Origin of the sequence: Cylindrospermum stagnale PCC 7417, from assembly GCF_000317535.1 — a bacterium.
In the GTDB taxonomy this organism is placed as follows: Bacteria; Cyanobacteriota; Cyanobacteriia; order Cyanobacteriales; family Nostocaceae; genus Cylindrospermum; species Cylindrospermum stagnale.
In genome coordinates this window covers 1,729,749-1,740,246 of sequence record NC_019757.1, presented here as the reverse complement: position 1 = coordinate 1,740,246, position 10,498 = coordinate 1,729,749, and the positions used below count along the sequence as shown (strand labels likewise).

7 protein-coding genes are annotated in these 10,498 nt (G+C 43.1%); 4 read left to right on the top strand and 3 right to left on the bottom strand.

Annotated elements, in window-relative coordinates; all coding sequences use genetic code 11:
• Positions 1-247 precede the first annotated feature (247 nt).
• Together CYLST_RS07250 and CYLST_RS07245 are read left to right on the top strand one after the other, a co-directional pair.
• On the top strand, positions 248-3,307 hold the full coding sequence (locus CYLST_RS07250; RefSeq protein WP_245587474.1) for a TonB-dependent siderophore receptor: 3,060 nt from the start codon (positions 248-250) through the stop codon (positions 3,305-3,307).
• A 4-nt stretch (positions 3,308-3,311) separates the two neighbouring features.
• The gene (locus CYLST_RS07245) at positions 3,312-4,451 is read left to right on the top strand and encodes a PepSY-associated TM helix domain-containing protein (protein WP_015207055.1); all 1,140 of its coding nucleotides are present in this window, start codon (positions 3,312-3,314) and stop codon (positions 4,449-4,451) included.
• A 65-nt stretch (positions 4,452-4,516) separates the two neighbouring features.
• On the opposite strand, the gene CYLST_RS07240 is transcribed toward CYLST_RS07245, so the two are convergent.
• The 3 genes from CYLST_RS07240 to CYLST_RS07230 are packed head-to-tail and all read right to left on the bottom strand — an operon-like array spanning position 4,517 to position 7,718.
• The gene (locus tag CYLST_RS07240) at positions 4,517-6,631 is read right to left on the bottom strand and encodes an acylase (protein ID WP_015207054.1); all 2,115 of its coding nucleotides are present in this window, start codon (positions 6,629-6,631) and stop codon (positions 4,517-4,519) included.
• Between the two features lie 51 nt (positions 6,632-6,682).
• Positions 6,683-7,081 carry an ExbD/TolR family protein gene (locus CYLST_RS07235; RefSeq protein ID WP_015207053.1) on the bottom strand — a complete coding sequence of 133 codons (399 nt, stop codon included), beginning with the start codon at positions 7,079-7,081 and terminating at the stop codon, positions 6,683-6,685.
• Entirely contained in the window at positions 7,065-7,718 is a 654-nt protein-coding gene (locus CYLST_RS07230) for a MotA/TolQ/ExbB proton channel family protein (RefSeq protein WP_015207052.1), read from the bottom strand. The genes CYLST_RS07235 and CYLST_RS07230 overlap by 17 nt, the downstream gene beginning before the upstream one ends.
• 283 nt (positions 7,719-8,001) lie before the next feature.
• On the opposite strand from CYLST_RS07230, the gene CYLST_RS07225 reads away from it, so the two are divergent.
• Both CYLST_RS07225 and CYLST_RS07220 read left to right on the top strand, forming a co-directional pair.
• Positions 8,002-9,717 carry an energy transducer TonB gene (locus CYLST_RS07225; protein ID WP_015207051.1) on the top strand — a complete coding sequence of 572 codons (1,716 nt, stop codon included), beginning with the start codon at positions 8,002-8,004 and terminating at the stop codon, positions 9,715-9,717.
• A gap of 21 nt (positions 9,718-9,738) precedes the next feature.
• Complete coding sequence (locus CYLST_RS07220; RefSeq protein WP_015207050.1) at positions 9,739-10,467, top strand: hypothetical protein; 729 nt, start codon at positions 9,739-9,741, stop codon at positions 10,465-10,467.
• The last annotated feature ends 31 nt before the right edge of the window (positions 10,468-10,498 follow it).

Below are 10,498 nucleotides of genomic sequence, written 5' to 3'. Positions count from 1 at the left end.
TGCTGTTATGACAAGAGCAGGCTCTGTGGTCATTGGAAACAAAATGGCAGTAGCTGGTTTTAATGAATACTTGTGCAACTAAGAACTTTATGATAAAACTTGTCATTAGATAAATTAAGTTAAATGAAAATAACTTGCATTATAATCCAGGCAAATTTTCATTTATAGGTTGTAAGGCTAACTATTCTCAGGAATTTTGGCTTTATTGACTCAGAGGAAACGGTGGGTAATGGGTGTGAGGATAGTGATGAAAGTAGAGAAATTAGTTCAAAGCCTGTTAGTTACAGGTTCTGTTGTCATGGTGGCAACTACTCCAGCTAAAAGCGAGGAAATACCAGTTCAATCAGTGCAAAACACTGATACTAGCATTAGTAACCAGCAAATATCAGCTTTATCGAGTTCAACACAGGAACTAGCAACAAACAAAAAAATCCCACGACTGGATAAGATTGGACATCTGCCCAAGAGTGCAGAAATGCTAGTACAAAAGCCAACCTCAAGCGGAGCCAGTTCCCAAGAACTGGTACAAATTACAGAAGTTAAGCTGAATACCACCGAAAAAGGTTTTGAACTTATTTTGGTGACTTCCAAGGGGGAACAGTTACAGCTTGCACCCAAAAAAGACGGCAAAACATACTTTGTTGATATTTCCCAAGCACAACTAAAGACACCATTTCGCCAAGAAAAACCCGTTGCAGGTATTACAGAAGTCACAGTCACCAACCTGGATGCCAAAACTATCAGGCTGAAAGTTATAGCTGAGACAGATTTGCCCAAAGTAGACTTATTTGATGATGACCAAGGTTTAATTTTTGACTTTATACCAGTTACATCCTCTGCTCAGTCGCAGCCGCAACCTCAAACCCAACCAGCATCAACAGCAGAACTGGTGCAAGTTACAGGAGTCAAGCTAAATAATACCGAAAAAGGGTTAGAAATTATTTTAGAGACTCCCAAAGGTGAACAGTTGCAAATCACACCGAAAACTGAAGGCAACACATATATTGCCGATATTGCCAAAGCGCAACTGAACACACCATTTAACCAAGAGAACCCTATTGCAGGAATTACTGAAGTCACAGTTACAAACCTTGATGCCAATACCATCAGGCTAAAGGTTATAACTGAAGCTGATGCACCACAAGTAGAGTTATTTGATGATGCCGAAGGTTTAGTTTTTAATCTTATACCAGTTGCATCATCAACAGAACCACCCCAAACACAACCAACACCACCATCTACTCAGTCAGAGTCTGAAGCTCAACCAGAACAACCAACAGCTGAAGCTGAGACACCTATTGAATTGGTAGTTACGGGTGAGCAAGACAAATATCGCGTAATTGACGCTACCACTGCAACGAGAACTGATACAGCACTACGTGATACTCCCCAGTCAATTCAGGTAGTTCCCCAGCAGGTGTTGAAAGACCAACAAGTTCTCAAGTTGAATGATGCAGTTCGTAACGTCAGCGGAGTTAGCTCTGGTGATAGTTTTGCTGGTACCAGAGACGGCTTCGTGATTCGTGGTTTCTCAAGTTCTTTTGGCGGAAATATTCTCACCAATGGCTTAGGTAGTAATGGTTTTACTAGTGGATTTAACGAAACTGCCAACTTAGAGCGAGTAGAAGTTCTCAAGGGACCAGCTTCTGTCTTATACGGCAATCTAGAGCCTGGGGGGGTGATCAACTTAGTTACAAAAAAGCCGCTATTTCAGCCGTTTTATGCTGCTGAACTACAAATAGGAAACAATTCCTTTTATCGCGGTGCAATAGATATATCCAATCCTTTAAATATAGACAAAACTGCTAGCTATCGGCTGAATGCAGCTTACGAAAATTCCGGAACTTTCCGCAACTTTGACCAACGTATTGAGCGCACCTTCTTCACGCCTGTAGTTAGTTTGCAAATCGGCAAGCAGACAGATTTAACTCTAGAATTTAGTTATTTGAATGACGAACGACCTTTTGACCGGGGTCTTATAGCTATTGGCAATAAAGTTGTTGATACTCCCTACAACCGGATTTTTGGTGAACCAGATGATGTGAGTAAGCTAGAAGAAATAAGTGCCAGCTATCAGTTAGAGCATCGGTTTAATGAAAATTTAAAACTGCGGAATACATTTCGATTCCTGTCATCTGATACTTTTGACTATCGTGCCGACCCACAAGTACTAAATGCGGAAACAGGCGAATTACAAAGAAATTTCCGCTCAAATGATGATATTGCCAGAAGATATGCCTTGCAAACTGATTTGACAAGTAAATTCAAAACTGGTGCGGTAGATCATACTTTGCTGTTCGGTGTTGATTTCTCTAGAAATACTTCTGAAGGAACACAAAGCCGATTGCCAGCCGGGTTGACTCCAAGTATCAATATTTTTAATCCAATTTACAACCAAACAGCCAGACCTGGTCTTTCAGAACTCACAAATGTAGTACGTAATAACGAGGACAGTGCAAATTCTTTAGGCTTCTTTTTGCAAGATCAGATTGCGCTAGCTAATAATTTGAAATTAGTATTGGGTGGAAGGTTTGACTTTGCAGACCAAGAAAGCAAGGACAATACCAGCGATACTACTTCTAATCAATACAATGAAGCCTTTAGTCCGCGTGTTGGTATTGTATATCAACCAACTCAGCCAATTTCACTCTACGCCAGTTACAGCGAATCATTTCAACCAAATTTTGCTACTAAAGTTGATGGTTCTTTCCTGAAACCAGAACGTGGTAGGCAGTATGAAGCGGGTATCCGAGGGGAATTTCTGAATAACAGACTGGTAACTAATTTAGCAGCTTATCAAATTACTAAGTCCAATGTTGCGACGACAGATATAAACAATCCAGACTTTAGCGTCGCTATCGGTGAACAGCAAAGTTCGGGTATTGAGCTTGATGTTGCTGGGCAAATTCTCCCTGGTTGGAATGTGATCGCTTCCTATAGCTATACAGATGCCAAAGTCACCGCAAGTAATGAAGGATTGAAAAATAATAGATTGAGCAATGTTCCCTATAATGCTGCCAGCCTTTGGACTACCTATGAACTTCAAAAAGGTAATCTGCAAGGATTAGGGTTTGGAATTGGGATGTTTTTTGTGGGAGAACGCCAAGGTGATTTGGGAAATACTTTCCAAGTGCCTAGCTATGTCCGCACAGATGCAGCCATTTTTTACCGCAGAAATAATTGGAAAGCAGGTCTTAACTTCAAAAACCTTTTTGATGTTCAGTACATCCGCGCATCTGAATATAGAGAAGCTATTACTCCTGGCGATCCTTTTACCGTCGTTGGTTCAATCTCCGTAGAGTTTTAACAGGATGGTCATTTTGAAACTACGCAAACTCGCCCTGGTTTTGCATCGCTATGCAGGCATAATTGCTGGTATCTTACTTGTGACTATTTCCCTAACAGGTAGCCTGCTAGTATTTTCAGGAGAAATTGAGCATTTTTTTCAACCTCAGCTACTAACAGTTGTTCCCCAAGAACAGGTTATTTCAGCCCAGCAAATTTCTGATGTTGCTAAGATTGCTTATCCAAATTTTAAAACTCATCGCCTCATCGTTCCAGAGTATCCCAATTGGGTGTATGAAGTGATGATGCAGTCTCCAAAGGCTGAATCTATAAATGTGTATATCAACCAATACACAGGTGAGGTGACTGGTTCTCGCCCTTGGAAACAAAGTTTAGGTGGGTTTTTGATTGATTTGCACGTCCACCTGCTTTCTGGAGATATTGGGGGGCAAGTGGTTGGAGTTTGTGGGGTTATATTGCTACTGATGGGGGTAACTGGTTTAATTTTGTGGAATGGCTGGCATAACCTGAAACAGGGCTTGAGATTGCGTTGGAATGCTCCTGGGAAACTGGTAAATTATGACCTCCACAAACTTGGGGGTATGGTATCTGTAACCCTTTTAAGTCTGCTGGCTTTTACCGGAACGGCAATGGTTTTTTGGACTCCTGTGGAAGCTGCTATGCATTCTCTGACACAAACGCCACTACCTCCCCCTGCACCGGTGTCTAAGGTTGTAGCTGGTGTCCCTCCAATGGGAATTGATGATTTATTGCAAAAAGCTCAGGCAACTTTTCCCGCAGCTAAATTCTACAAAATTTTTCCAGCAAAGGAACCTGAGGATGCTTTCAGTGTCTGGATGCACCTTTCTGATGAAAATGAGTTTAACAAAACTCCTTGGCTTTATTTTGATCAATATACAGGTGAGCTTTTGCAAATCAAAAGTTTTAATAAAGCTCCTTTTGCCAGCCAATTTATGGAAGCAATGGTAGTTTTACATTTTGGTGAATATGGTGGATGGGTAAGTAAAGTTGTCTATTTCATTATTGGTTTAAGTCCCCTAGGTCTGCTGATTACGGGGTTGATTATGTGGCAGCAGCGACGTTGGGCAGAAGCTAGGCGTAAGGAAGCAAAGACCGTGGCGAGACGAACTTTAGAAAGTCATTAGATTAATTCTTGAACAACAAGATCCCCGACTTCTTAGATAAGTCGGGGATCTAAAGCTCTTCGTCTTTAAAAAACTTGACGCTCTTGTAAATGGGCTGTAATTTCTGGCTTTGTGCGCCACACTGGACGTAACTGTTTATTAGCGAAAAGTTGTAATTGATCTTCTCTATGGGGTGAATTTGGTTGAGTTGCATTTCCGTAGCCGGTAAGTGCCATTGCCTTTACTGGCTGAGAAAATTCTATTGCGGCTACAAAAGAATCACCACTCACGGCTTGAAAGCGTCCTTCTGTTTCTGGGGCAAAGTTAACAACTCGAAAGATTCCTAAATATCCATCACCGCCGTTGCTTGGTAAATCTACATTACCTGCACGCATACGGTAAACTTTTCCCCAGTTGACATCTAAGCTGCCATAGGTTTTTTCTACTTCTGCTGCAACTGTTTCTAATAGTTTGACGGCTGCTTTAGGGTCAGCTAAACCATCGGGGGTGGTGCGTGGTTGGGTTTGATTCCAAGGTTGACTAAATGCTTTGTCAAAGTCTAATTTATTTGCCCAAGCTGCAAATAAAACAGCACCTTGGCTATCTGCATTTGCTTGTCTATCCCATTTTGCTAAGACATTAGCTGCTTGCTGTGCTAAGTTGTTGCCATACTTGCGAGCGGCGGGAATCAAATCGTCTAGAATGCGATCGCTAAATTCCATCCGTGTAGAATGTTTGTATGCCACCATTTCTGCAAAGGATATTTTTTCATCCTCAGCCAGCATTCTTGCAGAGCGTTGGGACCGGAAACCCATCCACCGGGGCGCCATATAAGACGGATAATCATCGGCTTTAATCGCTGGGGGAAAGGTGGTTGTCCAAGGTGGGTCATTGGTATTCTGTAACCAACCACTTGGAGGGTCGATGACTTTTGGTAAGTCTTGATAAGGGTGGTTTTTTGTCCATAAGGTTTTTGATGTGTCACCGGGAACTACGCCTTCCCAGTAAGCAAAATCACCTTGAGAACGCACAGGTACTAGACCGTTAAACAGGTGCATGATGTGTCCTTCTCGGTCAGCATACATGACTGTAAACATGGGTAGTTGCAAGCGCTGGAGTGCTTTTTCAAATTGTGATAAATTCTGAGCGCGGGCCATATCCCACCACTGTTCTAGCACACCGGGTTGGTCAAGACCGACCACACGCAAAGCTATAGCTGTATTGTCTGTTTCTGAAACTATGGGACCGTGAACAGAACTTTTAACGACTAAAGGCTTTTCTTGGATGCTGCCGTCTGTTTGCTTGACTTGTAGGGTTCGGGTTTGGGTTTGAAAAGACAGAACTTTACCATCAAAGAGATAACCTTTATCGCTTAACTTCAGCTTGTAAGCGTCCCAACCATCATGGGTGTTGACAGTGTGAGTCCAACCTAAGTTATCGTTAAAGGCGATCGCTAAAACCGGCACTCCCACCAATGTCGCGCCATATGCATCAATTCCCGGTGCGGTAATTTGCGCTTCATACCACAAAAACAAGTCTGACCAAGGTAGATGGGGGTTTGCTAACAGCATAGCATTGCCACTGCTAGACCGAGAAGGTGCGATCGCCCAACCATTAGAACCTGGAAGTGATTCCTGTTTGCTCACAAGAGCCACCACACTGGGATTAACTACAAATGTGAAATGCATTACCCGATGCAGGTGAGCTAAAACATCTTCCCCTGTAACTGGTAATACAACCTCAACAGCATCATCGATTAAATCAGGATGTTTACTCGCATAAGCATTAATACCCGCCGCAAAAGCATCTAAATAGCTGCGAAAGCTGGGATTTTGGGCTTGATACCAAGAACGAGCGCGACTGGGTACACCCATTGTCAACACCCATTTATCAGACTCTAAATATTTTTCTCCCCAGTACGCCGCCGCACGTCCCCTAGCTTGACCATAAAGACGCAACAGCAAATTACCATGACTTTGCATTTGCGCCGAACCAAAGGCATAAAATGCGCTACGGTTATCTTTGGCGTAAATATGGGGTACGCCGTAGCTATCCCAAAGTATTTCCGTCGATTTTAATGGATAACTAAAAGCTTGTGTTCCTAGCAGCAAAACCAAAATAAAACTGAGTATAAAATGCAAAATCCTGACTGATTTTCCTTTGTATACCCAAGACATTAATTGCACTTTACTAACAAACATTTATTAACCAACATATTAGCGGGGCTGGCATCACAATCTTTTGCAAGTTGACTATTTGCGAGTAGCTATCCCTAACTTCACTCCCTCTACTTGCCGCACTTTATCCATCACCGCTACTACTTGTCCGTGATTAACTTTCTCATCAGCATTGAGTACTACCATCAACTGCTGTTGAGGTTTTACATTTTCTCTGACTCCTGCTTCTAATTGCTCTAAACTAACTGCTTGCTTGTTCAGAAACATCTCTCCAGTACTATTAATTGTTACCGTCACCTGTGCGGGACGATCTGTTTTTCCCGTAGCTGCTTGAGGTAAATTAACTGGTAACCCCTCGGAACGAGTTAAATAAAGCGATGACATGATAAAAAATGTCAAAATCGCAAATATCACATCAATCATCGGCACAATGTTAATCTGTGCTGGGATATCCGGCTCATCTTGTAGACGCATAGGTTTTTTCTCCTCTTTCGTAGCGACGACGGTACAGTAGTTCTAAATGACCACCATATTCTTGAATCAAAGCGATTTGTCGTTGATAAAAACCCCGGAAGGTATTAGCAAAAACTAATGTAAAAATCGCCACAATTAACCCAGAAGCAGTAGAAACCAACGCCTCACTAATACCGCTAGTTACTCCAGCCGCTTTTGTTCCGCCTACATCGCCAAGATTTAGAGAGGCAAAAGAGCCAATTAATCCCAATACAGTACCGAGAAGACCTAACAGGGGTGCGAGAGAAATTATCGTGTCAAAAATTGTATTAAACCGTTTGAACACGGGTATTTCTGCCTGTGCTTCACTCTCCAACGCCAAGCGAAACTCTTCTGGGTTTGGTTCTTCTAATTCTAAAGCCGTCAAAAAAATTCGTGCAATGGGTAAATCTGCATTCTTTCGCAGTGCATCAATTGTACTCACCACATTGTCCTGACGATAGAGATTCAACACATCTCGTACTACCCGTTGCTGGCGGGTACTGATTTTTACCCAAAACCTGATCCGTTCGATGATTAGCCCTACAGCTAACACAGAAGAAATCAGCAGGGGCCACATCACTACACCACCTGCGATAAATAGATTTTTAATATCCATATACGCTTCTCAAGCCTTTTGGTTAAATTTCCTTAATAGTTCAGCAAGGGTAGCTGACATAAGTTCTCAAATCAAAGTAGAACAAATGAGAATATCTGTCAATCTTTTGCTACCTAGTAGGGTAAAAATAACGTCAAAGGTAGGGTAAAAATCGCTGAAACTCTTGTCTGACAAGATATTTAGGGTAAAATTAAGTATCGGTAATAGTTAAAATTTATTGATTGACATTTTCATCTAATTCCTGCTACTCTTCCTAAGTTACTGATAATGGGTAGCAACAAATATGAGTTTTTCCAGCACAGCCCTAGAGCAGCGAGAGAAAGAATTAAAGGCACTCACAATTTTTTTGACTTATAGTTTGATTGGCTCGTTGGCTCTACATATTGGGTTGCTGGCGAATGGTATTGGCAATCTACTAACGAAAGTGCCAGAAATTGTAGAAGAGCCGCTGGAAGTTACTGTTGTAGAAACTCCACCAGAAGCAGAACCGAAACCTCTAGAAAATCTAGAACAGCCACAACCCGATATTGCTTCACGGATTTTGACTAGTTCAGATAGTCAGCCTGGTGGTGGCGGTGGTGGCGGTGGTGGCGGCGAGTTGAGTATCAACAGCAGTTCTTCTACATCTGAATTAAAGCCGCAACCACAACAAAACGCGGTAGTCGCAACTAAAGTACCATTCCCGAAAATAGAAGCGCTAAAACCTTTACTTTCTATACCCAAAGGAACTGTTTCGGAAAGGAAATTAGAAACCCAGCTTCAAGCAAAAGCACCTGCTTCCCAAAATATACTTAGTCAAACGTCATTTAGAGATAGCACAACGGTACAAGCATCTTCACAACCCAGCGCAAATTTAAGCAAGTTGCTCGCAGGGATTAGAGACTACAGGGCAAATCAGGGAGTTTTACAACCTTCTCAGGGTTCGGCGGCTGGGAATGGTACAGCAACGTCTAACTCATCAGGGATTCCTGGTAATGGTTCTACTTCTGTAACTGGTAAAGGTGCTGGCGGTAGTGGTAGCGGCAGTGGTAGCGGTAGTGGTAGCGGCAGTGGTAGCGGTAGTGGTAGCGGCAGTGGTAGCGGTAGTGGTAGCGGCAGTGGTAGCGGTAGTGGTAGCGGCAGTGGTAGCGGTAGTGGCAATGGCAACAATAATGGCAACAGCAATAGCAACGGCAACAGCAACGGTAATGGCAATGGTGCAAATAATGGACAGGAAAATAATTCAAAAGTTGCCACAGCGCCGACAACTCCCAAAATAAGAACTAACTCTGGTAATGGTAATGGCCGTGCTGCTTGCCGGGAGTGTAACGCAAATTATCCAGAGTGGGCCAGGAAAAGAGGATTAGAGGGGAGGGTTGAAGTAGCTGTTGATACGGATGCACAGGGTAATGTTATTAATAGCCGCTTGTTGAGATCTAGTGGTAATGCTAAATTAGATGCAGAACACTTGGAGCGATCGCGCAATTGGAAGCTGAAACCCAATTCAGGCGGTAGACAAGGCACAGTTATTGGCACTGAATATGCGATCGCAGGTTCCCAACGATATCGTAAATTACAAGAACGCAAAAACCAGACAACAGCAGAAGCTAGAAACAGTGAATCTACGAACAATTCTCGTAACTCTGCCTCTGAAACCCCCAGACGCAGAAGAAGGTTAGTTGCATCAACTAGCCAAACTGTTCCTGCTGAATCCACCACACAAACTACACAAACTAGAAGAGTTCGCCGCAGAAGAGATATAGCAACATCAAGAGAATCTACAAGTCCAACTACATCAACTACTAGAGGGCAAAGATTGGGCGAAGCGCTGAGAAGAAGAAGGCCGCAAACTGCAACTAATAGCACTCCATCTTCAGGTTCAGGAGAAACCAGAAAAAGAAGGCGACGGGAACTCAACCAGGCAACCTCTGTTAGTACAACTAGTAGTAACAGTAGCCCTAAACCGACTAGACGGCGGCGACGTTTGGAACAACCTGTATCTTCAGAGCAAAATCAATAACCGTCTCAGTTAAGCATTAATATGAGCCAAACTGCTTTAAATTTAGTTGCAATATCTGTCTTTCTCATTACCCTCTCGACACTGTTGGGGCCATTGGTACACTTATCACCGGCAGTTCCCGCCCTAGCTACCTTCATGATTTTGGGCATAGCGACGCTGGATAGTTTCAGCTTGCAGGGTCAGGGAGGGACTATATTTTTAGATTGGATTTCTAGTTTTTCTAAAGAATATCGCGATCGCATTCTGCACCACGAAGCCGGACACTTTCTGATTGCTCACCTCCTGGGAATTCCCGCTACAGGCTACACTCTTAGCGCTTGGGAAGCCTGGAAACAAGGACAACCGGGACAAGGTGGCGTGACTTTTGAGGATGAGCAATTAGCATCTCAATTGGCGGCGGGTAAAATCGGTGTCCAAATGCTAGATCGCTACTGCACCGTTTGGATGGCGGGTATTGCTGCGGAAACTGTAGTATTTAATAGCGCTGAAGGTGGAACTGATGACTTAGGCAAGTTAAAAGGGGTTTTGACAACTTTGGGCTTTACTGAGTCGATTTGTCAACAAAAACAGCGGTTTTACGCCCTTCAGGCAAAAAACTTACTAGAAGAAAATTGGTCTAGTTATCAAGCTTTAGTCAAGGCTATGGAACAACGCGCTTCGGTGGAAGATTGTCAAAATGCGATCGCTTCGGGCGGGGCGCAGCCCATCGCGAACAGCGGGGTGAAGCCCATCGCTAGTGCTGGGTTATGAGTTCAAACATTCTCAATTCTCAGAAGTAACA

Excerpts from the sequence above, each read along its gene's own strand:
- CYLST_RS07245 (WP_015207055.1), top strand. The coding sequence starts at position 3,312 with ATGGTCATTTTGAAACTACGCAAACTCGCCCTGGTTTTGCATCGCTAT.
- CYLST_RS07230 (WP_015207052.1), bottom strand. The coding sequence starts at position 7,718 with ATGGATATTAAAAATCTATTTATCGCAGGTGGTGTAGTGATGTGGCCC.
- CYLST_RS07250 (WP_245587474.1), top strand. The coding sequence starts at position 248 with ATGAAAGTAGAGAAATTAGTTCAAAGCCTGTTAGTTACAGGTTCTGTT.
- CYLST_RS07225 (WP_015207051.1), top strand. The coding sequence starts at position 8,002 with ATGAGTTTTTCCAGCACAGCCCTAGAGCAGCGAGAGAAAGAATTAAAG.
- CYLST_RS07235 (WP_015207053.1), bottom strand. The coding sequence starts at position 7,081 with ATGCGTCTACAAGATGAGCCGGATATCCCAGCACAGATTAACATTGTG.
- CYLST_RS07240 (WP_015207054.1), bottom strand. The coding sequence starts at position 6,631 with ATGTTTGTTAGTAAAGTGCAATTAATGTCTTGGGTATACAAAGGAAAA.
- CYLST_RS07220 (WP_015207050.1), top strand. The coding sequence starts at position 9,739 with ATGAGCCAAACTGCTTTAAATTTAGTTGCAATATCTGTCTTTCTCATT.